General features: G+C 63.7%; 21 protein-coding genes. 9 read left to right on the top strand and 12 right to left on the bottom strand.

Annotation, left to right across the window (positions count from 1 at the left end; translation table 11 throughout):
* Window positions 1-2: 2 nt before the first annotated feature.
* The 3 genes from ACKVEX_RS03680 to ACKVEX_RS03670 form a co-directional block, all read right to left on the bottom strand.
* Window positions 3-1,385, bottom strand: a complete 1,383-nt coding sequence (locus tag ACKVEX_RS03680; protein WP_473214340.1) for an AAA family ATPase — start codon at window positions 1,383-1,385, stop codon at window positions 3-5.
* A gap of 85 nt (window positions 1,386-1,470) precedes the next feature.
* On the bottom strand, window positions 1,471-2,124 hold the full coding sequence (locus ACKVEX_RS03675) for a DsbA family oxidoreductase (protein ID WP_473214339.1): 654 nt from the start codon (window positions 2,122-2,124) through the stop codon (window positions 1,471-1,473).
* A 75-nt stretch (window positions 2,125-2,199) separates the two neighbouring features.
* Window positions 2,200-2,820, bottom strand: coding sequence for an RlmE family RNA methyltransferase (locus tag ACKVEX_RS03670; RefSeq protein ID WP_473214338.1), 621 nt, complete (start codon window positions 2,818-2,820; stop codon window positions 2,200-2,202).
* 39 nt (window positions 2,821-2,859) lie between these two features.
* On the opposite strand from ACKVEX_RS03670, the gene yhbY reads away from it, so the two are divergent.
* Window positions 2,860-3,339 carry a ribosome assembly RNA-binding protein YhbY gene (gene yhbY, locus ACKVEX_RS03665; RefSeq protein ID WP_473214337.1) on the top strand — a complete coding sequence of 160 codons (480 nt, stop codon included), beginning with the start codon at window positions 2,860-2,862 and terminating at the stop codon, window positions 3,337-3,339.
* Between the two features lie 255 nt (window positions 3,340-3,594).
* Here the strand turns inward: yhbY and greA are convergent, their stop codons facing one another.
* From greA to ACKVEX_RS03640, 5 genes are all read right to left on the bottom strand, one after another.
* Entirely contained in the window at window positions 3,595-4,071 is a 477-nt protein-coding gene (gene greA, locus ACKVEX_RS03660; RefSeq protein ID WP_473214336.1) for a transcription elongation factor GreA, read from the bottom strand.
* Window positions 4,068-7,295, bottom strand: a complete 3,228-nt coding sequence (carB, locus tag ACKVEX_RS03655; protein WP_473214335.1) for a carbamoyl-phosphate synthase large subunit — start codon at window positions 7,293-7,295, stop codon at window positions 4,068-4,070. The genes greA and carB overlap by 4 nt, the downstream gene beginning before the upstream one ends.
* Before the next feature lie 54 nt (window positions 7,296-7,349).
* Entirely contained in the window at window positions 7,350-8,492 is a 1,143-nt protein-coding gene (carA, locus tag ACKVEX_RS03650) for a glutamine-hydrolyzing carbamoyl-phosphate synthase small subunit (protein WP_473214334.1), read from the bottom strand.
* Window positions 8,493-8,756: 264 nt separating this feature from the next.
* Complete coding sequence (gene dapB / locus ACKVEX_RS03645; RefSeq protein ID WP_473214333.1) at window positions 8,757-9,563, bottom strand: 4-hydroxy-tetrahydrodipicolinate reductase; 807 nt, start codon at window positions 9,561-9,563, stop codon at window positions 8,757-8,759.
* 53 nt (window positions 9,564-9,616) lie between these two features.
* Complete coding sequence (locus tag ACKVEX_RS03640; RefSeq protein WP_473214332.1) at window positions 9,617-10,042, bottom strand: outer membrane protein assembly factor BamE; 426 nt, start codon at window positions 10,040-10,042, stop codon at window positions 9,617-9,619.
* Between the two features lie 233 nt (window positions 10,043-10,275).
* On the opposite strand from ACKVEX_RS03640, the gene fur reads away from it, so the two are divergent.
* Entirely contained in the window at window positions 10,276-10,704 is a 429-nt protein-coding gene (gene fur / locus ACKVEX_RS03635) for a ferric iron uptake transcriptional regulator (protein WP_473214569.1), read from the top strand.
* A gap of 57 nt (window positions 10,705-10,761) precedes the next feature.
* On the opposite strand, the gene recN is transcribed toward fur, so the two are convergent.
* Together recN and ACKVEX_RS03625 are read right to left on the bottom strand one after the other, a co-directional pair.
* The gene (recN, locus tag ACKVEX_RS03630; protein WP_473214331.1) at window positions 10,762-12,447 is read right to left on the bottom strand and encodes a DNA repair protein RecN; all 1,686 of its coding nucleotides are present in this window, start codon (window positions 12,445-12,447) and stop codon (window positions 10,762-10,764) included.
* Window positions 12,448-12,490: 43 nt separating this feature from the next.
* On the bottom strand, window positions 12,491-13,375 hold the full coding sequence (locus ACKVEX_RS03625) for an NAD kinase (protein ID WP_473214330.1): 885 nt from the start codon (window positions 13,373-13,375) through the stop codon (window positions 12,491-12,493).
* A gap of 106 nt (window positions 13,376-13,481) precedes the next feature.
* Between ACKVEX_RS03625 and hrcA the strand changes: the two genes are divergently transcribed.
* From hrcA to ACKVEX_RS03610, 3 genes are all read left to right on the top strand, one after another.
* On the top strand, window positions 13,482-14,510 hold the full coding sequence (hrcA, locus tag ACKVEX_RS03620; RefSeq protein ID WP_473214329.1) for a heat-inducible transcriptional repressor HrcA: 1,029 nt from the start codon (window positions 13,482-13,484) through the stop codon (window positions 14,508-14,510).
* Between the two features lie 37 nt (window positions 14,511-14,547).
* Window positions 14,548-15,645: a ferrochelatase gene (gene hemH / locus ACKVEX_RS03615; RefSeq protein WP_473214328.1), complete on the top strand. Its 1,098-nt coding sequence runs from the start codon at window positions 14,548-14,550 to the stop codon at window positions 15,643-15,645.
* Window positions 15,646-15,942: 297 nt separating this feature from the next.
* Entirely contained in the window at window positions 15,943-16,962 is a 1,020-nt protein-coding gene (locus tag ACKVEX_RS03610; protein WP_473214327.1) for a hypothetical protein, read from the top strand.
* A gap of 11 nt (window positions 16,963-16,973) precedes the next feature.
* Here the strand turns inward: ACKVEX_RS03610 and ACKVEX_RS03605 are convergent, their stop codons facing one another.
* The gene (locus tag ACKVEX_RS03605; RefSeq protein ID WP_473214326.1) at window positions 16,974-18,338 is read right to left on the bottom strand and encodes a protein kinase domain-containing protein; all 1,365 of its coding nucleotides are present in this window, start codon (window positions 18,336-18,338) and stop codon (window positions 16,974-16,976) included.
* A 192-nt stretch (window positions 18,339-18,530) separates the two neighbouring features.
* On the opposite strand from ACKVEX_RS03605, the gene grpE reads away from it, so the two are divergent.
* The 3 genes from grpE to dnaJ all read left to right on the top strand — a co-directional run bounded on the left by grpE (window position 18,531) and on the right by dnaJ (window position 22,405).
* Window positions 18,531-19,112 carry a nucleotide exchange factor GrpE gene (grpE, locus tag ACKVEX_RS03600; protein WP_473214325.1) on the top strand — a complete coding sequence of 194 codons (582 nt, stop codon included), beginning with the start codon at window positions 18,531-18,533 and terminating at the stop codon, window positions 19,110-19,112.
* 121 nt (window positions 19,113-19,233) lie between these two features.
* Window positions 19,234-21,168: a molecular chaperone DnaK gene (gene dnaK, locus ACKVEX_RS03595; protein ID WP_473214324.1), complete on the top strand. Its 1,935-nt coding sequence runs from the start codon at window positions 19,234-19,236 to the stop codon at window positions 21,166-21,168.
* A gap of 109 nt (window positions 21,169-21,277) precedes the next feature.
* Window positions 21,278-22,405 carry a molecular chaperone DnaJ gene (gene dnaJ, locus ACKVEX_RS03590; RefSeq protein WP_473214323.1) on the top strand — a complete coding sequence of 376 codons (1,128 nt, stop codon included), beginning with the start codon at window positions 21,278-21,280 and terminating at the stop codon, window positions 22,403-22,405.
* Window positions 22,406-22,456: 51 nt separating this feature from the next.
* Here dnaJ and ppsA read toward each other — a convergent pair whose 3' ends face one another.
* Window positions 22,457-24,823 (bottom strand): phosphoenolpyruvate synthase, encoded by a 2,367-nt coding sequence (gene ppsA / locus ACKVEX_RS03585; RefSeq protein ID WP_473214322.1) that lies wholly within the window; start codon window positions 24,821-24,823, stop codon window positions 22,457-22,459.
* Window positions 24,824-24,945: 122 nt separating this feature from the next.
* Here ppsA and ppsR point away from each other — a divergent pair, with 122 nt between their 5' ends.
* Entirely contained in the window at window positions 24,946-25,764 is an 819-nt protein-coding gene (ppsR, locus tag ACKVEX_RS03580; RefSeq protein ID WP_473214321.1) for a posphoenolpyruvate synthetase regulatory kinase/phosphorylase PpsR, read from the top strand.
* The last annotated feature ends 23 nt before the right edge of the window (window positions 25,765-25,787 follow it).

The raw sequence follows: 25,787 nt of genomic DNA, 5'->3' as shown, positions 1-25,787 counted from the left end.
CCTCAAACCGGCGCATGCGAGACCGGCTCCGGAATCGGGCCGCTGTCGACAGGCAGGCGTGGCAAGGCCTCGAAACCGGCACGCGTGGCCTTCATGCGTTCGGCCAGTTCGGCAACCGCCGCAGCGGTCACGCTCAGACAGGTATCGGTCGATGCCGCGAAACCCGCATCCATCCACACACTCGCCGCGAGATACCGGGCCAGTTCCTGCCTTCGGCCGGCGATCTCGTCCGCATAGACCGTGATCCGCTTAAGCACTGCATCGATCTGGGCGGTACGCGCCCCAATATGCATCGGACCGTAACGGCGTCTGCGACCGGCGCTCATTCTGAGCGCCTGACCCCCGCCCTTCGCATCTCCGACCTCCTCCGCCAGGCCGGTCGGCGAGAAGCGCAGCCGCCCGGCGTCGTCGTAGTCGAGGTCGTGCGCTTCCCGCTCGACCGATAGCTGCGCCTCGAAGGCTTCGACGACACGGGTCAAGCGTTCCGGCGCATGGGCCTGGCGCACACCCAGCCTGTGCTGCAGCCATTGCGAGACGTCTGCCTGGTCCTCCGCCCCGGTACCGATGCACCATGGCAGCAACCACAGGTCCCAGATGCTCACCGCCTGTCGTCCTTCGCACGCGCACGCGGTTCGCAGCAGCCGCACGATCTTCACCCAACGACGGTCCGAGACATAGCGTCCCTCCGCGTCCGGCCACTGCCGAAGCTCGGCCAGAAGCCCTGCCACCTCGTCCGGCAGCGCGACCGCGTCGGCACGCACTGCGATCTCGGCGCGATCGTCGGCACCGAGGGCCTCGTCGCAGCGCAGCGGGTCGGTCGGGACGCCAGCGTCGATCAGGCGCCGAAAGCCATCCGCGCTGACGGGCGAGACCGGCAGACGGAGCAGGAAACGGTCGAAGAACGCTTCCGCGACCTCATCCTCCGGGATCACGTTGGTCGCGCCGATCACGCTGATCAGGGGACACCGCATCCGGCCCGCGCCGTTGTCGAACTCGCGCTCGTTGAGCAGCGTCAGCAATGCGTTCAGGATCGCACTGTTCGCCTTGAAGACCTCGTCGATGAACGCGATCGACGCTTCGGGCAGAAAACCGGCCGTGTGTCGTTCATAGCGGTCCTGCTCGAGTGCACTGATCGACAAGGGTCCGAACAACTCCTCGGGCACCGAGAAGCGGGTCAGCAGGCGCTCGAAATAGGCCGCATCGACAAAGGCGAGATGGAGCCGGCGCGCCAGTTCGCTCTTCGCCGTGCCCGGCGGACCGATCAGCAGCGTGTGCTCGCCCGCCAGCGCAGCGAGCAGCGCGAGTCTGACCTCGCGTCTGCGTTCCACCAGGCCCTGTTCGAGCCGGGCGAGAATGCGTGACAGGCGTTCCTGCAAACCGTGCATGCCGGTCCCTTCGATGGGTTCGACGACACTGCATGATAGCCAAACCGCGCGAATCTGCCTTGATCCAGGCGAGGTTTCGACCGCTTCAGTCGCAGGCCTGCAGCAGCGCGGCCCCCAGCGCACCCGAGGATTGCGCACCCGAGATCGCAAGCTTGCGATTGAAAATGAAGAACGGCACGCCGGTCACACCCTGTTGCTGAATCTGCGCGGCCATGCGCTCGACCGTGGCGGCATCCCGATCGCTGTCCAGATAGCCCGTCACCGCATCGCGCCCGTCTCCGATCGCGACCGCGATATCCGCCAGCACGTCGATGTCGCCGATGTCCCGACCCTGCTGAAAATGGGCTTCGAACAATGCACTCGCCAGTGCCGCGACCTGTTCCGGCCGATAACCGAGCGACTGGGCGCGATAGGTCAGGCGATGTGCGCGCAGGGTATTGGGCCGGGTCTGGATGCGATCGAAGGCAAACTCCAAGCCATCCGGGGCCGCCGCTGCTGCGACCCGCGCCAGGACCTCGTCCGCGCCGCGACGTCCGCCGAACTTGGCCTCCAGAAAGGGCCGATACGGCTCACCGGCAGCCGGCGTATCCGGGTTCAGGAAGAACGGCAGCCAGTTTACCCGAAGCACGACATCCGGGCGCGATGCACCGAATGCCGCGATCGCCTTATCCAGCCTGAACTTGCCGAGAAAGCACCAGGGACAGACGAAGTCCGAAACCAGGTCGATGTCGAGGGTCATGTTCTCATTCACTCCAGATGGAAACAGCAGGCGTCGCGGCCGACACGCGGCGATGGAACGGCCGGTTCCGGCCGGTCAGGCACGTCGGTCGAGCCCGAGCAGATAGACCTCCGCGCTGCGATCACGCGAAGCCTTCGGCTTTCGCACCTGCAGACTGCGAAAATGCGTTGCGGCCTCCGCACGGAACTCCATGAAGCCCGGCCCCTGGAAGACCTTGACCAGAAATCCGCCGCCCGGCCGCAGATGCCGAATCGCGAATTCCAGCGCCAGTTCGGCCAGATTGACAGATCGCGCCTGATCGGTCAGCTCGATCCCGGACATGTTGGGCGCCATGTCGGACATCACCACGTCCACTGCCGCGCCGTCCAGGCGGGCCTCGAGCGCTTCCAGCACCACGTCGTCGAGAAAGTCACCCTGAATGAATTCGACGTTGACGATCGGCTCTATCGGCAACAGGTCCAGCGCGAACACCCGCCCCTTCGGTCCGCATCGCTTGACCGCCACCTGGCTCCATGACCCGGGCGCCGCACCGAGGTCGACCACGGTCATGCCGGGCCGAAGCAGGCGGTCGCGATCGTCGATCTCGGTCAGCTTGAAGGCCGCCCGCGAACGCAAGCCCTCGGCCTTCGCACGCTGTACATAAGCGTCGTTGACATGTTCCATCATCCAGGCCTTGCTGGTTCTGGTACGCTTCATCGGAGTAGAATCCGTTTCCCGAAAGATTGAGAAAAATCAATGACTGAGCTTACACCGGCACGACGACGCGCGTTGCGCGCCAGTGCCCATCACCTTAATCCGGTCGTCAGTGTCGCCGACAACGGCCTGACGCCGGCCGTGATCGCCGAGATCGAGCGATCGCTGCAGGCGCATGAACTGATCAAGATAAAGGTTCACGGCGCGGAGCGCGATCAGCGCGAAGAACTGATGGCCGATGTGTGCAGGCAGCACGACGCCCATCCGGTGCAGCACATCGGCACGATTCTGGTGATCTGGCGCCAGCGCCGCGAAGATGACGCGAGCGGCAGCACCGCCCGTCCCGATAAGCTCGCCGGTGACAGGCGTCCGTCGAAAGCGAAATCCGCCCGCGCCTTCTCTGCGACCGCAAGACGCGCCGCGCTGTCGCAGGCAGCGGCCACGAAGAAGCATCAGGCCAGCCGCGGCACTGGCCGTGGCCCCGCGGCGAACAAGCCCGGCTTCTCCCGCGGTCGTGGTTGAGCGCGGGGTACGCCGACATTTCAGCGCGGGCGCGACAATACCGTCGGAGTCGCCTCCACCGCTCGGTGGAGGTTGGCATCCGACCGCCTCCTAGGAGACTGTCGGACTTGAGGCTGATCTACTGCGCCGGTGGGAGAAGCGGTCCATATCTGCCCGATTTTTCGTTGCATAGAACCACTATGCGCCTCAAAATCGACCAGATCTGTCCTCGCTTTCCCACCCGGCTCGTGACGATCGCTCAAGTCCGACAGCCTCCTAGACGTACCGAACGTCCACGATCTCGTACTCGCGGATGCCGCCCGGCGCCCTGACCTCGGCGACATCGCCGGTGTACTTGCCGATCAAGGCCCGCGCAATCGGGGAACTCACCGAAATCTTGCCGGCTTTCACGTCCGCCTCGTCCTCGCCTACGATCTGGTAGGTCACAGTATCCCCGCTGTCCAGATCCTCGAGTTCCACGGTTGCACCAAATACGCATCGACCATCGGCGTCGAGCAGCGTCGGATCGATGATCTGCGCATTCGCAAGCTTGGACTCGAGTTCCTTGATCCGCCCTTCCAGGAAACCCTGCCGTTCCTTGGCCGCATCGTATTCCGCGTTCTCGGACAGATCGCCATGCGAGCGTGCTTCAGCGATCGCCGAGATCACGCTGGGTCGCTCGACCGTCTTGAGGCGATGCAGTTCCTTGCGCAGCGCCTCGGCGCCGGCAACCGTAAGGGGAGTCTTGTTCATGATTCGAGATTCAGTTCAGCATGCAGCGACTGCAGGCTGTAGACTTCGAGGCCTTCGAGGTGGTGCATGCCCATGCACGCCGCGCGCGCGCCCTCGATGGTCGTGTAGACGGTGAGCTTGGCCGCCAGCGCGCTGGTGCGGATGGACCGCGAATCCATGATCGCCTGGCGCTTCTCCTCGACCGTATTGATGACCAGACAGACTTCGCTGTTCTTGATCAGGTCGACCACGTGCGGACGCCCCTCGGTCACCTTGTTCACGACCCTGACCGCGATGCCCGCCGCTTCGATCGCGGAAGCGGTACCGCGCGTGGCGACCAGCGAGAAACCCAGTTCGGTCAATGCACGCGCGACCTCGACCGCGGCGGGTCTGTCGGCAGGCTTCACGCTGATGAAGGCGGTCCCCTTCTGAGGCAGGCGGATACCGGCGGCGAGCTGCGACTTCACGAAGGCTTCGGCAAAACTCCGACCGACGCCCATCACCTCGCCGGTTGATTTCATCTCCGGCCCGAGGATGGTGTCCACACCCGGGAACTTGATGAACGGGAAGACCGCCTCCTTGACCGAGTAGTAGGCAGGCACGATCTCGGCCTGCACCCCCTGGTCGACCAGCTTCTGCCCGGCCATGCAACGCGCCGCGATCTTGGCCAACGGCAGGCTGCAGGCCTTGGACACGAATGGCACGGTGCGCGAAGCGCGCGGATTCACCTCGAGCACGAACACCACCGCGTCGTCGCCCTCGCCCTGGATCGCGAACTGCACGTTCATCAGGCCCACCACGTTCAGCGCACGTGCCATCGCTTCGGTCTGGCGGCGCAGTTCGTCCTGCAGCGCGGCCGACAGCGTGTACGGCGGCAACGAGCAGGCCGAATCGCCGGAGTGCACGCCCGCCTGCTCGATGTGCTCCATGATGCCGCCGATGATGACCTGCTCGCCATCGGACAGCGCGTCGACGTCGACCTCGGTCGCGTCGTTCAGGAAGCGGTCGAGCAGCACCGGCGATTCGTTGGAGACCTTGACCGCCTCGCGCATGTAGCGCTCCAGGTCGCGCTGCTCATGCACGATCTCCATCGCGCGCCCGCCGAGCACATAGCTCGGGCGCACCACCAGCGGGTAACCGATCTCGGCGGCCAGACGCACCGCCTCGTCCGGCGTGCGTGCGGTCCGGTTGGGAGGCTGCCTCAAGCCCAGGTCGTTCAGCAGTTTCTGGAAACGCTCGCGGTCTTCGGCCGCGTCGATCATGTCCGGGCTGGTGCCGATGATCGGCACCCCGTTGGCCTCGAGCGCGCGCGCCCGCTTCAACGGCGTCTGGCCGCCGAACTGCACGATCACGCCGACCGGTTTCTCGATGTGCACGATCTCGAGGATGTCTTCCAGCGTAATGGGCTCGAAGTACAGCCGGTCGGAGGTGTCGTAGTCGGTCGAGACGGTCTCCGGATTGCAATTGACCATGATGGTCTCGTAGCCGTCCTCGCGCAGCGCGAGCGCCGCATGCACGCAGCAGTAGTCGAACTCGATGCCCTGGCCGATGCGGTTCGGGCCGCCGCCGAGCACCATGATCTTCTTTCTGCCGGTCGGCTGCGCCTCGCACTCGTCCTCGTAGGTCGAATACATGTACGCGGTCGAGGTCGCGAACTCCGCCGCACAGGTATCCACGCGCTTGAAAACCGGGCGCACCCCCAGCGCATGGCGATGAAGCCGCACCGCGGTCTCGTCGGCCGACAGCAGCTTGGCCAGACGGCGGTCCGAGAAACCCTTGCGCTTCAGACCACGCAGGTCGTCCACCTTCAGCGCCTTCAGGGAGCGGCCCGACAGGGCCTTCTCGGACAGCACGATGTCCTCGACCTGGGCCAGAAACCAGGGGTCGATCCTGGTCAGACCAAACACCTGCTCCAGCGTGTACCCCTCGCGGAACGCCTGACCGACATACCAGATCCGCTGCGCGCCCGGGTTGATCAGCTCGTGCTCCAGATCCTCCCGGTCGGTCTCGACCTCGTCCAGTCCGTAGGCCCCGACCTCGAGGCCGCGCAGCGCCTTCTGCAGAGACTCCTGGAAGTTGCGGCCCATGGCCATGACTTCGCCGACCGACTTCATCTGCGTGGTCAGACGGTCATTGGCCTGCGGGAATTTCTCGAAGGCGAAGCGCGGGATCTTGGTTACGACATAGTCGATCGACGGCTCGAACGAAGCCGGGGTCGCGCCGCCGGTGATGTCGTTCTTGAGTTCGTCCAGTGTGAAGCCGACCGCGAGCTTGGCCGCGACCTTCGCGATCGGGAAACCGGTCGCCTTGGATGCGAGCGCCGACGAACGACTGACGCGAGGGTTCATCTCGATCACGATCATGCGGCCGTCGTCCGGGTTGATCGCGAACTGCACGTTCGAGCCTCCGGTATCGACGCCGATCTCGCGCAGCACCGCGATCGATGCATTGCGCAGGATCTGGTACTCCTTGTCGGTCAGCGTCTGGGCCGGCGCAACCGTGATCGAGTCGCCGGTGTGCACGCCCATCGGGTCGAGGTTCTCGATCGAGCACACGATGATGCAGTTGTCGGCGCGATCGCGCACGACCTCCATCTCGAACTCCTTCCAGCCGATCAGCGACTCCTCGATCAGCAGTTCGCTGGTCGGGCTGGCCTCGAGGCCGCGCTTGCAGATCTCGTCGAACTCTTCCATGTTGTAGGCGATGCCGCCGCCGGTACCGCCGAGGGTGAAGCTCGGGCGGATGATGACCGGGAAACCGATGCCACCCTGCACCTGCAGGGCTTCTTCCATGCTGTGTGCGATCCCGGAACGGGCCGAGCCCAGGCCGATCCGGGTCATCGCATCCTTGAACTTGAGCCGGTCTTCGGCCTTGTCGATCGCCTCGCGCGAGGCGCCGATCAGTTCGACCCCGAATTTCTCGAGCACGCCGTGACGCCCCAGATCCAGCGCGCAGTTCAGCGCGGTCTGCCCGCCCATCGTCGGCAGCACCGCATCGGGGCGCTCCTTTTCGATGATACGCTCGACCACCTGCCACGTGATCGGCTCGATGTATGTGACGTCGGCGGTCTCCGGGTCGGTCATGATGGTCGCCGGGTTCGAATTGACCAGGATGACCTTGTAGCCCTCTTCACGTAGCGCCTTGCAGGCCTGTGCCCCGGAGTAGTCGAACTCGCAGGCCTGACCAATGATGATCGGACCCGCGCCAATGATCAGAATGCTGTGTATGTCTGTGCGCTTAGGCATTGCCTAACCTCGAAAATACCGGATGAAGCGGCAGCCCGGGGCTGCCGGCAGGAGTCATTTGCCCGCTTCGAGCATGCGCACGAAGCGATCGAACAGGTAGGCGACGTCATGCGGCCCCGGGCTGGCTTCGGGGTGGCCCTGAAAAGAGAAGGCCGGCACATCGGTACGCGCCAGGCCCTGCAGGCTGCCGTCGAACAGGGAGACATGCGTCACACGCAGATTGTCCGGCAGGGCTTCCGCGTCCACCGCAAAGCCGTGGTTCTGGCTGGTGATCATTACCTGGCCCGAATCGAGGTCCTTGACCGGATGATTCGCGCCGTGGTGACCGAACTTCATCTTCATCGTGCGGGCTCCGGACGCGAGCGCAAGCAGCTGGTGACCCAGACAGATGCCGAAGGTCGGAATGCCACGTTCGCAAAAAGCACGGATGGCCGTGATCGCATAGTCGCAGGGCTCGGGATCGCCGGGGCCGTTCGACAGGAAGATTCCATCCGGCGACAGCGCCAGAACCTCGGCGGCCGGCGTCCGCGCCGGCACCACGGTCAGGCGGCAACCGCGGCTGGCCAGCATGCGCAGTATGTTGCGCTTGACCCCGAAGTCGTAGGCCACGACATGGAATCGCTTTCCGGTCGGGCTGGAATAGCCTTCGTCCAGCGTCCACTCCCCCTCCGACCAGTCGAAGGACTCGGTCGCGCTGACTTCCCTGGCCAGATCCATGCCGGCCAGCCCCGGGAAGGCGCGCGCGGCGGCTACTGCGTCAGCCGCATCGAGCGCCTCGCCCGCCTTGGCGGTGACGATGCACCCCGCCTGAGCGCCTTTCTCGCGCAGGATGCGGGTCAGCTTGCGGGTATCGATATCGGCGATCGCGACGACGTTTTCCGCCTTCAGGTAGGCGTCCAGGGTCTGGTTCATGCGGAAATTCGACGCACGAAGCGGCAGGTCGCGAATGACCAGCCCGGCCGCATGGATGCGCCCGGCCTCGACGTCCTCGCGATTGACGCCAGTATTGCCGATGTGCGGATAGGTCAGCGTCACGATCTGGCGCGCGTAGCTGGGATCGGTCAGGATCTCCTGGTAGCCTGACATCGAGGTGTTGAAGACGACCTCACCGACGGTGCTGCCGGCTGCGCCGATTCCCTTGCCATGGAATACCGTTCCATCGGCAAGCGCCAATAATGCGGACTGGACAGCAGTCACGAAAAACTCCTGAGTTCAACCGAATGAAGGGCAATCCGGCCCAGGAGGCCGTCTGGCCTGGGGCCGACCCCATACGTGAAAAAACGGGACGAGCCATTCGGCCAATCCCGCTATCCAATTCGGCCGATTATAGCCTTCGCCGGAGCCCCGCGCAAACGCGCCCACCGAACGGGACACTTGGACTACCGAGCATTATCGAACGGTTTGCCCCCCGGCGCGACACCGGCGTGATGCCGGGGCACGCGATCCGGGTCATCTCGACGTTCAACGCAGGCCGAGTACGTCCTGCATGTCGAACAATCCCGCCGAACGCCCATCCAGAAAGCGTGCCGCGCGCATCGCGCCCATCGCATAGGGCATGCGGCTGCCGGACTTGTGCGTGATCTCGATGCGTTCACCGATACCTGCAAACAAAACGGTATGGTCACCCACCACGTCGCCGCCACGAATCGTCGAAAAACCGATGGTCTCGGCCTTGCGCTCGCCCGTGACACCCTCGCGTCCATAGATCGCGCATGCCTCGAGATTCCGACCGAGTTCCCGCGCGACCACTTCGCCCATCCTGAGTGCGGTGCCCGACGGTGCATCCACCTTGAAGCGATGATGCGCCTCGATGACCTCGACGTCATAGCCTTGGTCGAGAATCCGCGCCGCAACCTCGAGCAGCCTGAACACCGCATTCACGCCGACCGCCATGTTCGGGGCGAAAACCACCGGAACCTGTTGGGCCGCTTCGGCAATCACCGCCTTCTGGTCCGCGGAAAAACCGGTCGTGCCGATCACGATCGACTTGCCGAGTTCGCGCGCCACCGCGACATGGGCGAGCGAACCTTCCGGGCGGGTGAAATCGATGACGCAATCTGCGGCGGCGATCGCGACGCGCGCGTCGTCACCGATGATGACGCCACAGGGCGCCCCGGTCATCTCGCCAGCATCCCGCCCGACGAAGGGGTTATCGGCGCGATCGAAGGCGGAGACGAGCGCAACGCCCTCGTCATTGATCGCGGCTTCGATCAACATCCGACCCATGCGTCCGGATGCACCGGCTATCGCCACGCGAACCTGCTTCATTGAGGCATTCTCCATTGCTGCAATCAAGAGTCCGGATGAGGTCCGGGTCGCACTCAGCGACGCTCGCCCTGCGGCGGCGAGACCTCGATCACGCGACTGCGCTCGGCCACGCGCGCATCGGGCGCGTCGGCGCCCCCAACTCCGGCTTGCACATCGCCGGTGACATGGTCGAGCAGACCGTCGACGAAGAACACGCTGAGGATGCGCCGTTGAGATTCACCGCGTCCCGGCTGGAAAAGGTACACATAGTCCCAACGGTCCTCGCGGAAGACGTCGACGACCAGCGGCGTACCGAGCAAGAAGCGCACCTGATCCCGGGTCATGCCCTTCTTGAGGCCGGAAACCATGTTCTGATCGACGTAATTGCCCTGGCGAATATCGATCCTGTATGGATTGACGCTGCCGGCAAGCTTGTCGAAGGAGCAGCCTGCGAGCACAGCGATGGCGGACAAGGCAACGACGAGGGATTTTGAGCGCATTAGGGGGTCTTGATCGACTGTTTGTTGCGCCTTACGGCGAATCATTCTCAGAAAAGAGCAAAAAATATATCATACGCGGGCTCAGGCCTGTGCCTGATCCCTTTGAGGGGCGCCCGTCGCTCTGCGCAGCTAAGCGCGCGTCGCGTCTTGCAGAGCACGCCGTGCGCCTCCGGGAGAACCGGCGAACCGGCGAGTGCCGACGTTTTCTTGAGAGCCACCCGACTGGGGCGACAATGACCGACAATTCGAGAAATCTGAAAAATATCGGCCTCAAGGCTACCTATCCCCGACTCAAGATACTGGACCTCTTTCAACACTCCGATCAGCGCCATCTCACCGCCGAGGATGTCTATCGAACACTGATGGGCGAGGGAATGGACATCGGATTGGCCACCGTCTATCGCGTCCTGACCCAGTTCGAACAGGCCGGGCTGTTGGAACGGCACTATTTCGAAGCCGGCAAGGCGGTATTCGAACTCAACGAAGGCGGACATCACGATCACCTGGTGTGCCTCGAGTGCGGCGCAGTCGAGGAGTTCTTCGACGCGGAAATCGAGAAGCGCCAGATTCGCATCGCGCAGGAGCGCGGCTTCGAAGTGAAAGAGCACGCACTCTATCTCTACGCCGAATGTCTGAAGGCGGACTGCCCAAACCGAAAATAGCGCTGCATCCGATTCGACCCGCGTCACGCCGACCGGGCGGACGTCACCCACGACGGCTCAATGGCCGGGCATACTGGTCCATCCCGATGTCAATCCCAGCATTTCCGCAGCATGCCTGCGCGTGGTATCGGTGATATTGACGCCCCCCAGCATGCGGGCGATCTCCTCGACCCTTCCGTCGCGATCGAGCGTGGTCACGGTGCTCAGCACCTCGTCGCCATCGCGGGTCTTGGCAATGTTCCACTGCCAGTCGGCACAGGCGGCGACCTGGGGAAGGTGTGTCACGCACAGCACCTGGCGGTGCTGCCCGAGCTTGTGCAGGAGCTTACCGACGATCTCGGCGACCCCCCCGCCGATACCGACATCGACCTCGTCGAAGATGAGCGTCGGTGTGGCCGAATCGCGACTGGTCATCACCTGGATCGCGAGGCCGATACGCGACAGTTCGCCGCCCGACGCGACCCGGGCCAGCGACCGCGGTGACTGGTTCGGATTCGCGGCAACCCTGAACTCGACCTGCTCGAGTCCGTGCGCGCTGCCCTCGGCGAGCGGTTCCAGCGCCACCTCGAAGCGTCCGCCCGACATCGCGAGCGCCTGCATCGCGTCGGACACCTCGCGCGACAAGGCCAGCGCCGCCGGGCGACGCATGTCGGACAAGCTTCCGGCCGATTCGAGATAGACCTTCCGCGCCCGCGCTTCCTGCTCGGCAAGGCGCACCGGATCGGCCCGTTCGACCAGTTCCGCCAGGGTTCGCTCGCAGGTTTCACGCAGATCGACCAGTTCCTGAGGGTTCACCCGATATTTGCGCGCCACATCGGTCACGGCGCCGATGCGTCTATCCACAGCGGCCAGTCGCGCCGGATCGAGGTCGAGTCGGTCACGATAGCGCCGCAGCGCATGCAGCGCTTCGTTCGCCTGGATCGCGGCGCTGGCCAGCAACTCCGCGGCATCGGCGATCGTGTGGTCGATCTCGGCCATCTCCTCGACCCTGCCCGACACCTGACGGAGCTGCGATATCACGGCGAAATCGCCTTCGCCCAGCATCGCCAGCGCCGCCTCGGCGCCGTCGATCAGGCTTGCCGCATGCGCGAGCCGACTCTGCTCGGCGTTGATTGCCGACCATTCGTCGTTGTCGAACGCCAGTTCGTCGAGTTCCTTGAGCTGCCATTCGAGCAGGTCGCGCTCGCGCTCTGAGGCGGCCGAATCACGGTCCGCCTCGCGCCGCAACTGGACCAGTCGTTGCCAGTCGCGATAGTGATCGGCGACCTGCGCCGCAAGGCGCTGCGCGCCGGCATGCGTGTCGAGCAGCGCGCGCTGAGCCTCTGTGCGCAACAGGGCATGATGGGCATGCTGGCCATGAATGTCGGCCAAGCGTTCGCCGGCCTCACGCAATTGTCCGAGACTGACTGGCACACCGTTGATCCAAGCACGCGAGCGCCCGCCCGCCTCGACCACGCGGCGCAGCAGCACCAAGCCTTCCTCGAGCGGAATGTCCTGAGCAGACAACACCCCCACCAGAGGGCTGCCCGCGGCGAGATCAAACTCGGCCGCGATATCGGCCTTGCCCCGTCCGCTGCGCACACTGGCGAAGTCGGCGCGCCCACCGAGCGCCAGACCGAGCGCATCCAGCATGATCGACTTGCCGGCGCCGGTCTCGCCCGTAAGCGCGCCGAAGCCAGGCCGAAACTCGAGTTCCAGCCGGTCGACGATCACGAAATCTCGAATGGTCAGACGTCTGAGCATGGGATGGGTCTGGTCGGAAAGAAGTGCGAAGCTGCGGCGTGACTCAGGGCAGGCGGGGCACCGCGCTCCAGTGCAGCTTTTCGCGCAGCATCGCGAAATAGCTGTAACTGTCGGGGTGGAGCAGGCGCACGTAATGCGGTGCCCGGGTGATACGGACACGGTCGCCAGCGCGCGCATCGAAACGGGTCTGGCCGTCGAAGTGCACCCGTGCATCATGTGGCGGGAGCAGGTCGATGTCTATGCAGCAGGTGTCGGGCAGCGTGATCGGCCGCGCGGTCAGTGCATGCGGACACAGCGGCACGATCGCGATTCCACCGACCTTGGGGTGAAGAATCGGCCCGTTCGAGGACAATGCGTAGGCGGTGGAGCCGGTCGGCGTGGACACGATCATGCCGTCGGAACGTTGCGTGTAGACGAACTCGTCGTCGATACGCAGACCGAATTCGATCATGCGTCCGATGTCGCCCTTGTTGACGACGACGTCGTTGAGCGCGAGCGTCTGGAACACCCTGTTGCCGCCACGCAGCACTTCGGCAGCGAGCATGACGCGACACTCCTCGACGTAAGCGCCATCGAGCATCGCGGACACACCGTCGATCGCGTCGTCGCGCGCGACATCGGTCAGGAATCCGACCCGCCCCTGATTGACGCCCACCAGCGGCACGCCATGTTCGGCGAGTCGCCTGGCGGTATTGAGCATCGTGCCGTCGCCGCCCAGCACGATTGCGAGGTCCGCGCCCTCCCCGATCTCGTCATAGGTTGCCACCCGAAAACCGCCGGCCATACCGATGGAACTCGAGGTACCCTGTTCGATCCATACCGTGTGAGCGCGACCGCGCAGAAAATCGGCGATGCGAAGCACCGCCTCGGCGACATCCGGGCTCTGGAACTTACCGACCAGCGCGATAATCTGGAATTTATGACCCATGGACCCGATTAAACCATAATGATCGCTCGTCATCGACGAAGCGCTTCTCGCACCCTGATTGCCCGCGTTTGTGAATCGGCCCGGCTCCTATAGAATCCGTGATGAAATGACGCCCCTCGACGCACGATCACAGATTCTGCTCAAGACGCTCATCGAGCGATATATCGCCGAAGGTCAGCCTGTCGGCTCGCGCGCACTGTCCCGTCATTCCGGTCTGGAGCTTTCGCCGGCCACGGTGCGCAACGTGATGAGCGACCTCGAGGAAATGGGCTACATCGCAAGCCCGCATACGTCGGCGGGCCGAATGCCGACCGCGCAGGGCTACCGGTTCTTCATCGACTCTCTGCTGACGGTCCAGCCGCTCGAACGATCGCGAATCCGGACCCTGCGCGGCCAGTTGCAGCCGGATCAACCCCAGCGGCTGATCAGCACCGCCTCGCATCTGCTGTCGGATCTCACCCACTTCGCCGGTATCGTGGTCACGCCTCGCCATGACAGTGTGCGCATCCGCCAGATCGAGTTCATCAGCCTGTCCGATACGCGCATCCTTCTGATCATCGTCACGACCACCGGCGATGTCCAGAACCGCATCCTGATGGCGCGTCGCAAGTATTCGCCGTCCGAGCTGACCGAAGCCGCGAACTACCTGACCGCGCATTTCGCCGGCTATGCGCTGGACGAAATGCACACCCGCCTGCAGTCGGAACTGCAGCAGCTGCGCAGTGACATCACCGAGCTGATGACCGCAGCGGTCGAGGCCAGCAACGACGCGCTCCAGGCGCGCGACGACCAGTACGTGCTGTCCGGCGAGACCAACCTGCTCGACGTCGAGGACCTGTCGTCGAACATGACCCGTATCCGGGAACTGTTCAAGCTGTTCGAACGCAAGACCGGTCTGATGCAATTGCTCGAACTGTCGAATCGGGCCCAGGGTGTCCAGATCTACATCGGTGGCGAATCCGGTCTGGCCGAACTGGACGGATGCAGCGTCATCACCGCCGGCTACGAGGTCAACGGCAAGGTCGTGGGCTCGGTCGGCGTCATCGGCCCGACCCGAATGGCTTACGACCAGGTCATCCCGATCGTGGACATCACCGCCCGCTTGCTTTCCAACGCGCTGTCCAGCAAGGACTGACCGAAGCGCTGCAAACCTCTCTCGCAAAAGGATGCCCATGGCCCGATTCCGGCCCGAACCCCAATACACGCATGGCACAGCACCCCGAACCGGGATCCTGCTGGCCAACCTCGGCACCCCCGCGGCACCGACCGCGTCAGCGCTGCGCCCCTATCTGAAGCAATTCCTGTCCGATCCGAGGGTGGTGGAAATTCCGCGTCTGGTGTGGTGGCCGATCCTGAACGGCATCATCCTGAATACCCGGCCACGCAAGTCGGCCGAAAAGTACGCCAGCATCTGGACCGATGACGGATCGCCGCTGAAGGTGCACACCGAGAAGCAGGCCAAGCTGGTCGCCGGCTATCTGCACAAGGACGGCCTGCCCGACCTACGCGTAGAGTGGGCGATGCGCTATGGCGCACCATCCATCCCCGACACCCTCGAGAAGATGAAGCGCGAGGGCTGCACCCGCATCCTAGTCGTGCCGCTCTATCCGCAGTTCGCAGCCAGCACCACCGCGAGCGTGATGGACGAGGTTGCCGACTGCATGCTTCATTGGCGCAACTTGCCCGAGATCCGCTTCGTGCGCAATTTCCACGACGATGCCGGTTATATCGCTGCGCTGGCTCAGAGCGTGCGCGACCACTGGAAGGAGAATGGCGAGGGCGACAAACTGGTGATGAGTTTTCACGGCGTGCCGCGACGATCCCTGGATCTCGGCGACCCCTATCATTGCGAGTGCTACAAGACGGCGCGTCTGGTCGCGGAGAAGCTGCAACTGCCGGCAGAGCGTTGGCAGCTCACCTTCCAGTCCCGCTTCGGCAAGGCGGAATGGCTCAAGCCCTACACCGAGCCCACGCTGGAAGCCTTGGCGCGTCAGGGTCTGAAGCGGGTCGATCTGATCTGCCCGGGCTTCGTGTCGGATTGCCTCGAGACGCTCGAGGAAATCGCACTAGAGTGCAAGGCGGCCTTTCTCGGCGCGGGCGGCGAGACCTTTCACTATATTCCGTGTCTGAACGAGCGTCATGACTGGATCAGCGCCCTGACCGGCATCGCACGCGCTCACCTGGGAAACTGGCTGGACATCCCGAAACCTTCCGCCAGCGAACTCGAGTCGGCACGCCACCGCGCGCGGGAGCTCGGCGCCACATCATGACCGATATGCTTCACGCCGTCTGTCCGCATTGTGATGCGGACTAGGCGGCTGGCGGGCGATCCTGAAGCACGGGCGCGAAGTCGCGCGACAGGGCCGGTGCGATGGACACCGGTCGTCTGCGGGGCTGGATGGAGTGGTCGCTGTGAGCTTCGGCGATCCATCGCAAAGCCGCTAAAGTCCGGGCGAACGCTGCCGTTATCACGCGAGAAGACTGGCAGTCCGTCCGAGCGGTGACTGGCCGCTCTCCCCAGCATGCGCTCGCGTCGCGAGCGCGCTTCCCGCCGCAGAGCCCCGGTCATGATCATCGCTTCGTCCGAAATCCAGATGCAGTCGTCCCACCTCAGTTTCAGTCGGACCGAGGTCTCGGAGCGGCTGGAGATGTGGTTCGGCGAGCGTCCTGGCGGAAACAGGTCTGACGGTCCGCAGGCCTCTCCATCCGCCCGGGTCACGATCTCGCCCGAAGCCTTGGCGGAGAGCGCTACCGGCACCGTGACGGACGAGGTCGATCCGCTCGACACGGATCCGCACCTGAGGTTGATGGCGACGATGATCGCGATGCTCACCGGTCGGCCCGTGCGCCTGCTGCGGCTGGACGATCGGGCCGACCCTACCCTTCCCGCTGATGGCCAGCCGGCGGCGGCACGCGATACCCGTCGCGGCCCCGGGTTCAGTATCGAGTACGAATTGAGCGCGACCCGCATCGAGTTCGAGCAGACGACCTTCCAGGCGAGTGGCGTCGTTCGCACCGACGACGGCCGCGAGATCCGCTTCGACGTCGGTTTCATGATGGCGCGCAGCTACATGGAGTCGGTCAATGTGAGCTTCCGGGCCGGCGAAGCACGCCTGAAGGATCCGCTGGTTCTCGATTTCGGCGGACCGGCAGCCAGCCTCCAGGACACCCGCTTCGCCTTCGATCTCGATGCCGACGGTGAGCTCGACCGGATTCCGCTGCTCGGCGGCGGTCGCGGTTTTCTGGCGTTCGACCGCAACGACGACGGACGCGAACTGTTCGGTCCGACCACAGGCAATGGATTCGCCGAGCTGTCGGCACTCGACTCGGACGGCAACGGCTGGATCGACGAGGCCGATCCGGCCTACACGCAGCTCAGGTTGTGGCGACCATCGGCCGACGGACAGGGCGTGCTTCAGACCTTGAGCGAAGCCGGCGTCGGGGCCCTGTATCTCGGCCGGGTGGCCACCCCGTTCGACCTGCGCAACCCGGCCAACCAAGCACTGGGGGTGATGCGCAGCAGCGGCGTCTATGTCGGGCAGGATGGCCGCGTCGGCACGGTCCGCCAGATCGACCTGAGCGTCTGAGCGACCGCTCCTCAGTCATCCATAAGGCGCAGGTCGATGCCATCGGTCTGGGCATGGTCCGCTTCGATCGCGGCCGCGCCGGCACGCGCGAGCTGGCGGGATACCGCGCCGAGTCGTTTCGCGACCGTGGTCGCGACCCGCTCCCGAAACAGCGCCTGCACCTCCTCGGTCGCGAGCGCCAGCGCCGACGGGCTGACCTCGAGATAAGTCGTCGCCGTCGTGGACACGACTGTGCCCATGTGGCGATGATCGTCCGCATCCAGCCAGGCAAGTTCGCCAAAAAGTTCGCCGTCACCCAGCGTGCAGACCCGCCTGCCCTCGACCGAGATCTCGACCTCGCCGTCGAGAAGCACACCGAAACGCTGGTCGGCATGATTCTCGAGAAAGATCAGCGTTCTCGCCTCCACCTTGCGCCACGACGAGATCCGTAGCACTTCCCACAGTTCGATGTCGTCGAATTCGGTGAAGAAGGCATGCTTGCGCAGGCTGGCGAATCGACTCGTGTCCGGTGGCACGTAGCTATCGTCGACGATCTTGTAGCGAACTGCGGACAGGTCCTTGGCGAACTCCGCCCCGTTCTTGTAGCGCGAGTACAAGTCCTTCTCGAGCGCCTTGCGAATCACCGCATCCATCTGCGCCGGCACGTCGGGGTTCAGCATCGAGATCGATGGTGGGTCGGCATTCAGGATCTTGTAGATCAGCTGCGCCGGATTGGTCGCACGGAAGGGCAGGCGTCCGGCCAGCAGATGGAACAGCACGACCCCGAGCGAATACAGGTCGGTCTTCTGGTTCAGCGGGTAGCTCTTGATCTGCTCGGGGCTCATGTAGGCCGGCGAGCCGACGCCCATGATGAAGGTCGAATCGGTATCGATCTTCTTGTTGATGTTCAGTGCGAGACCGAAGTCCGTGATCTTCACGTTGTCGTCGTCATCGACCAGGATGTTGGCCGGTTTGATGTCGCGATGCACGACGCCCTGCCGATAGGCGTGATCCAGCGCCATGCAGCACTTGAAGACGATGCCTATGGTTCGATGGATAGGCAGCAGCCGCTCGAAGCTGCAATAGCGCTCGAGCGACTGACCGGGGAAGTACTCCATCGCCACATAGGCTTCCTCCGGGTCCAGAACCGCCTCGAAGATCCGGATGATGCCCGGATGATGGAGACGTCTCGCGACCGCCTCCTCCGCCTTCAGCAGTTTCAGCAACCGCCGATTCCACTTTGCTTCGTCCTTGGACTTGTCCTTGAACCGGACATGCTTGATCGCGACCGGATCCCTGTGGTCCGGATGCTCGGCCAGATACACGATCGCAGTGGCACCGCGCCCGACTTCCCGGATGATGCGGTACTTCCCAATTTTTTCCGGGATGTCAGTCATGCTGCGATCGAATGTCTCCGGACGCACGGGATGCCGCTTTTACACGGACGATGCCGAATGTTAGCGCCTAAGTCGATCGGATGACCACAGGCCGCTCGCGCGGACGCCAAAAAAATGCGTATGCGCTCTTGAAAATCGTCAACCTGGCCCCAATATCCACCCAAATTCAGAGATACAAGGAGTTGCAAACCGATGCAGGACAAGGACCAGGCGGCGACGCCGCAAGACGAACTCGAAAACCAGTCCGCCCGCTCCGGCGACGACGGCGCGATCTCCGCCGACCCGACCGTTACGGAAGGTCCGGACGTTTCGCCGAGCCTCGCCGAATCGCTGCGCATCGCCGAGCTCAGGGCGGCAGAGCACCACGACGCATGGCTGCGTGCGAAAGCCGAGACCGAGAATGTGCGCCGCCGCGCGCAGGATGACATCGCCAAGGCTTCGAAATTTGCCGGTGAGAAATTCGCCGGGGCGATGCTGCCAGTGAAGGACAGCCTCGAGGCGGCACTGGCGGTCGACAATCAGACGGTCGAAAAGCTCAAGGAAGGTGTCGAACTCACGCTCAGGCAGCTCGTCGCGGCGTTCGAGAGTCAGGGACTGGCCGAGGAGAATCCGATGAATCAGCGCTTCGATCCGAATCGCCACCAGGCAATCAGCGCGATCGAAGCCGACGCGGAGCCGAACACCGTCATCAACGTACTGCAAAAGGGTTATCTGTTGCATGAACGGGTGATCCGCCCAGCGATGGTCGTCGTATCCAAGGCGCGGTCGGGCTGACCAGCTTCGTGACCGAGGCTTGAACTGAGGCTTTCACACCCCATATTCGGAACAGTAACGGGTCGGCACGGCATGCGGCCCACGACAGACTTCAGCGGAATCGACAAGAGGAATTCATATCATGGCAAAAATCATCGGGATCGACCTGGGCACCACCAATAGCTGCGTGTCCGTGATGGAAGGCGGCAAGCCCAAGGTCATCGAAAACTCCGAGGGCACCCGTACGACACCGTCGGTCGTCGCCTATGCCGAGGACGGCGAGATCCTGGTCGGCGCCCCGGCCAAGCGCCAGGCCGTCACCAACGCCAGGAACACGCTATTCGCGGTCAAGCGCCTGATCGGCCGCCGCTTCGAAGAGAAGGAAGTGCAGAAGGACATCGCGATGATGCCCTTCACCATCGTCAAGGCCGACAATGGCGACGCGTGGGTCGAGGTTCGCGGCAAGAAGATCGCGCCGCCTCAGGTGTCCGCCGAAACCCTGCGCAAGATGAAGAAGACCGCCGAGGACTACCTCGGCGAACCGGTCACCGAGGCAGTCATCACGGTGCCCGCGTATTTCAACGACAGCCAGCGTCAGGCCACCAAGGACGCCGGCCGCATAGCCGGTCTGGAGGTCAAGCGCATCATCAACGAGCCGACCGCGGCCGCGCTCGCCTTCGGCATGGACAAGAAGCCGGGCGACAGCAAGATCGCGGTGTTCGACCTCGGCGGTGGCACCTTCGACATCTCCATCATCGAGATCGCCGACATCGACGGTGAACACCAGTTCGAAGTGCTGGCGACCAATGGCGACACCTTCCTGGGTGGAGAGGATTTCGACCAGCGCATAATCGATTACGTGGTCACCGAGTTCAAGAAGGAACAGGGCGTCGATCTGAAGAACGACGTGCTGGCACTGCAGCGCCTGAAGGAAGCGGCCGAGAAGGCCAAGATCGAGCTGTCCTCCGGCAGCCAGACCGAGATCAACCTGCCCTACATCACCGCCGACGCTTCCGGTCCGAAGCACCTCGCGATCAAGATTACGCGTGCCAAGTTCGAGTCGATGGTCGAGGACCTGATCGAGCGCACCATCGAACCCTGCCGCGTCGCGATCAAGGATGCCGGCATCAAGGTCAGCGAAATCGACGACGTGATCCTGGTCGGCGGCCAGACCCGCATGCCCAAGGTGCAGGACAAGGTCAAGGAGTTCTTCGGCAAGGAGCCGCGCAAGGACGTGAACCCGGATGAAGCGGTCGCGATCGGCGCGTCCATCCAGGGCGGCGTGCTGCAGGGCGAGGTCAAGGACGTACTGCTGCTCGACGTCACGCCGCTGTCGCTGGGCATCGAGACGCTGGGCGGCGTGATGACCAAGCTGATCCAGAAGAACACCACCATCCCGACCAAGGCGAGCCAGGTGTTCTCGACCGCGGACGACAACCAGAGCGCGGTGACCATCCATGTGCTGCAGGGTGAGCGCGAGATGGCGTCCGGCAACAAGAGTCTGGGTCAGTTCAATCTTTCGGACATCCCGCCCGCACCGCGCGGCATGCCGCAGATCGAGGTCACCTTCGACATCGACGCCAACGGCATCCTGCACGTGTCCGCCAAGGACAAGGCCACCGGCAAGGAGAACAAGATCCAGATCAAGGCCAACTCGGGCCTGTCGGATGCGGAAGTCGAGCGCATGGTTCAGGACGCCGCGGCCCACGCCGAGGAGGACAAGAAGCTCCATGAACTGGTCAACGCGCGCAATCAGTGCGACGCCCTGATCCACTCGGTGAAGAAGGCGATGACCGATTACGGCGACAAGGTCGATGCCGGCGAGAAGGAGGCGATCGAGAACGCCCTCAAGGCGGCCGAAGAAGCGCTGAAGAGTAACGACAAGGCCGAGATCGACGCGAAGAGCGAGGCGCTCGCAACCGCGAGCCAGAAGCTGGGCGAGAAGATGTACGCTCAGAGCCAGGCCGAAGCGCAGGCAGGCACGGCAGGCGCCGGCAGTGCGGACACATCGGGCGCGCAGGCCGCCGACGCGGATGTGGTCGACGCCGAGTTCACCGAGGTGAAGGACAACAAGTAACCGGCAGACCGGGGCTTGTCAGAGTCGGGGGTTGCGCCGGATGGCGCACTCCCGACTTTTTGCCGATGGTGATTCGACCGTCCCGATTCGGGATTCTCAGGACTGACAGATGGCGAAACGAGATTATTACGAAGTACTGGGCATCAATCGCGATGCAGGCACAGACGACATCAAGAAGGCCTACCGCAAGCTCGCGATGAAGCATCACCCGGACCGGAATCCGGACAGCAAGGAAGCCGAAGGGAAGTTCAAGGAGCTCAGCGAAGCCTACGAGGCCCTGTCGGACCCGCAAAAGAAGGCCGCCTATGACCGCTACGGTCATGCCGGCGTAGAACAGAGCATGGGCGGCGGCGGTCCCGGTGCGCAGGGATTCGACGGTTTCGCGGACGCCTTCTCGGACATCTTCGGCGACATCTTCGGCGGAGGTGGTCGAGGCGGCCGATCCAACGTTTACCGCGGTGCCGACCTGCGCTACAACCTCGAGATCTCGCTCGAGGAGGCCGCGCGCGGATCGGAGAAGACAATCCGCATTCCGACCGTCGAGGAGTGCGACACGTGTCACGGCAGCGGAGCCAAACCCGGCACCCAGCCGCAAACCTGCTCGACCTGCGGCGGCGCGGGCCAGGTCAGGATCCAGCAGGGTTTCTTCTCGATCCAGCAGACCTGCCCGAAGTGCCACGGAACGGGTCGCATCATTCCCGACCCGTGCAGCAGCTGCGGCGGCGCCGGCCGCGTGAAGAGCCATAAGACGCTGGAAGTAAAGATTCCGGCCGGCATCGACGAGGGCATGCGCCTGCGTCATGCGGGGCATGGCGAACCCGGCGTCAATGGCGGCCCGCCCGGCGACCTCTATGTCGAGATCCGGATTCGCTCGCATGCGGTCTTCAAGCGCGATGGAGATGATCTGCACTGCGAAATGCCGATCAGCTTCACCACCGCCGCGCTCGGCGGCGAGATCGAGATTCCGACGCTGGACGGCATGGCGAGGCTGAAGATCCCGGCCGAGACACAGAGCGGACGGGCATTCCGTCTGCGCGGCAAGGGCATCCGCAATGTTCGCTCCCACACACATGGCGACCTGATGTGCCATGTCGTGGTCGAAACGCCGGTCAAACTGACCGAGCGTCAGAAGGAGCTGCTGCGCGAGTTCGAGGAGGTATCCAGCTCGAACGTCGACCGCCACAATCCCAAGGCCAAGTCCTGGATGGACAAGGTCAAGGACTTCTTCTCGGCCTGAACCCGGGTCCGGTCCGGTGCGCCGAACGTGCGGACCGGACCCCTTAGCCGCTCAGTGCTTCCGGTGCGCCGCCAGCTTCAACCAGGTGTCGACCACGGTGTCCGGATTCAGCGATATCGTCTGAATCCCCTCGTCCATCAGCCATTCGGCGAAATCGGAATGGTCGGATGGCCCCTGCCCGCATATGCCCACATACTTGCCGAGGCGATTGGCAGAGCTGATCGCCATGGACAGCAGCAGCTTGACCGCCGGGTCGCGCTCGTCGAACGCATGCGCGACCAGGCCGGAATCACGGTCCAGACCGAGTGTCAGCTGGGTGAGATCATTGGACCCGATCGAGAAACCGTCGAAATGCTCCAGAAAGGCATCGGCCAGCAGCGCGTTCGAGGGGATCTCGCACATCATGATCAGCTTGAGTTCGTTCTCGCCGCGGCGCAGCCCGTGCTGGCTCAGCAGTTCGACCACGCCCTCCGCCTCTTCGACGTTGCGCACGAACGGGATCATGATCTGCACATTGGTCAGTCCGAGCTCGTTGCGAACCTTGCGCATCGCCGCGCACTCCATCTCGAAGCAGTCGCGGAAGCTGTGCGCGATATAGCGTGACGCGCCGCGGAATCCCAGCATCGGGTTCTCTTCCTCGGGTTCGTAGATCTCGCCGCCGAGCAGCTTGCGATATTCGTTCGACTTGAAATCGGACATGCGCACGATGACCGGTTTCGGGTAGAAGGCCGCACCGATCGTTGCGATGCCCTCGACCAGTTTCTCGATGAAGAACTGCTTCGGCGTCGCATAGCCGCGCGATCGCCGCAGGATCTCCTCGCGCAGGCTGGCCGGTACCTGGCCCAGTTCCAGGATCGCCTTCGGATGGATGCCGATCATGTTGTTGATGACGAACTCCAGGCGTGCCAGACCCACGCCGCCATTCGGAATCTGCGCGAATTCGAACGCGAGCTCGGGATTGCCGACGTTCATCATCACCTTGACCGGAATCTCCGGGAGATTACCCATGTCGGTGGTGATGACCTCGTAGTCCAGCTTGCCGCGATACACGTAGCCGGTGTCACCCTCGGCGCAAGACACCGTTGCCGAATCGCCCTCCTCCAACACCTCGGTCGCATTGCCGCAGCCGACGATCGCCGGGATACCGAGTTCGCGCGCGATGATCGCCGCATGGCAGGTGCGTCCGCCGCGGTTGGTCACGATCGCACTCGCACGCTTCATCACCGGCTCCCAGTTAGGATCGGTCATGTCGGTCACGAGCACGTCGCCGGCGTGCACCCGGTTCATCTCGGACGCATTCGACACCACACGCACCGTGCCGACCCCGATCTTCTGGCCGATCGCGCGACCGTGGGTCAGCGCCTTGCTGTACTGCTTGAGCCGGTACTTCTCCATCACATGTCCGCTGGACTGGCTCTTCACCGTCTCGGGACGGGCCTGCAGGATGTAGAGCTTGCCGTCGACGCCGTCCTTGCCCCACTCGATGTCCATCGGTCGTCCGTAGTGCTGCTCGATGATGACCGCGTAGCGCGCGAGCTCGAGCACATCGGCATCGGTCAGCGAGAACCGGTTGCGATCGGCCTCGTCCACATCGACGGTGCGCACCGACTTGCCCGCTTCACGCTTGTCCGCGAACACCATCTTGATCAGCTTCGAACCGAGATTGCGCCGGATCAAGGCCGGTTTGCCGCGTGCCAGCGTCGGCTTATGCACATAGAACTCGTCCGGGTTCACCGCGCCCTGCACGACCGTTTCGCCCAGACCATAGGACGCGGTGATGAACACGACCTGGTCGAAACCGGATTCGGTATCGATCGTGAACATCACGCCGGACGCACCGGTGTCCGAGCGCACCATTCGCTGCACGCCGGCCGACAGCGCGACCTCGGCATGCGTGAAGCCCTTGTGAACCCGGTACGCAATCGCCCGGTCGTTGTAAAGCGACGCGAACACCTCTTTCATCGCATGCAGGATGTGCTCGTAACCATGGATGTTCAGGAAGGTTTCCTGCTGCCCGGCAAAGGACGCATCGGGCAGATCCTCGGCGGTGGCCGACGAGCGCACCGCGAAGCTCCCTTCGCCTTCGGCCGTCAGCGCGTTGTAGGCGGCATGGATCTCTTCCTCGAGCCGGGACGGGAAAGGCGTGTCGACGATCCATTGGCGGATCTCCGCACCCATGCGGGCCAGTGTCACGACGTCATCCACATCCAGCGTCGCGAGGGCCTTCTCGATGCGGTCGGCCAAGCCCTGGTGCGCGAGAAAATCCCGATACGCGTCCGCAGTCGTAGCAAAGCCGCCGGGCACCCGCACGCTGGACGGCAACTGGCTGATCATCTCGCCGAGCGAGGCATTCTTGCCGCCGACCAGTTCGACGTCGGTCATGCGCAGCTCGGTGAAGGGAATCACGTAACGAGTCATGAATTAGCTTCCGGAAATGTTGGAGACGACGCAAAATGCCATTTTACGGTTTTTGCTGCCCTGCCGCACGAATCGAATTGTCTGGAAACCAGTATTTTCACCGGAAATACGAAAACCCGATCATGCGCACCGCGTTCTTCATCTCCGACGGGACCGGCATCACCGCCGAAACCCTCGGTCACAGCCTGCTCACCCAGTTTCCCGCACTGAAGGCCCACCAGGTCCGCATCCCGTTCGTGGACGACCTCGACAAGGCCATCGACTGCGCCCGGCAGATTCGCGAGGCCTTCGTGCGCGACGGCGAACGGCCGATCGTGTTCAGTACGCTGGTCAACCCCGAGACCGTCGCCGGCCTGCGCCAGGCCGACGCCTTGTTCATCGACCTGTTCGAGCAATTCATCGGCCCGCTCGAGGACGAACTGGACATACGCTCCAACCATGCGGTCGGCCGCTTTCATGGCGTCGCCGAGAGCAGCGACTACAAGGCGCGCATCGAGGCGATCAACTTCGCGATGGCGCATGACGACGGCGTCTCCTCCGATGGCGAACTCGCCGATGCAGACGTAATCCTGGTCGGCGTATCCCGCTCGGGCAAGACACCGACCAGCCTTTATCTCGCCATGCAGTTCGGCGTTAAGGCCGCCAACTACCCGCTGATCCCGGAAGACTTCGAGCGCAACAAGCTGCCCGGCGAGCTGCACAAGCACCGGCGCAAGCTGTTCGGACTGACGATCTCGCCGGAGCGCCTCGCGCAGATCCGCCGGGAGCGCCGTCCCGACAGTCGTTATGCGTCGCTCGGAAACTGCCTTTACGAGATCGACGCCGCCCAGAAGCTGATGCGTCGGGAGAACATTCCGTGGCTGGACTCGACCGCGAAATCGATCGAAGAGATTTCGGCTACCATCATGCAGGCGATCCGGCTCGACAAGCCGGCCTATTGAAGCTTCGTCCGGATGGTTCCGGA

The sequence above is a fragment of the Denitraticella aggregata genome, assembly GCF_048158365.1.
Lineage (GTDB): Bacteria > Pseudomonadota > Gammaproteobacteria > Burkholderiales > Rhodocyclaceae > Azoarcus_F.
The sequence above is the reverse complement of the archived record's forward strand: the minus strand, read 5'-3'. Positions and strand labels throughout refer to the sequence as shown.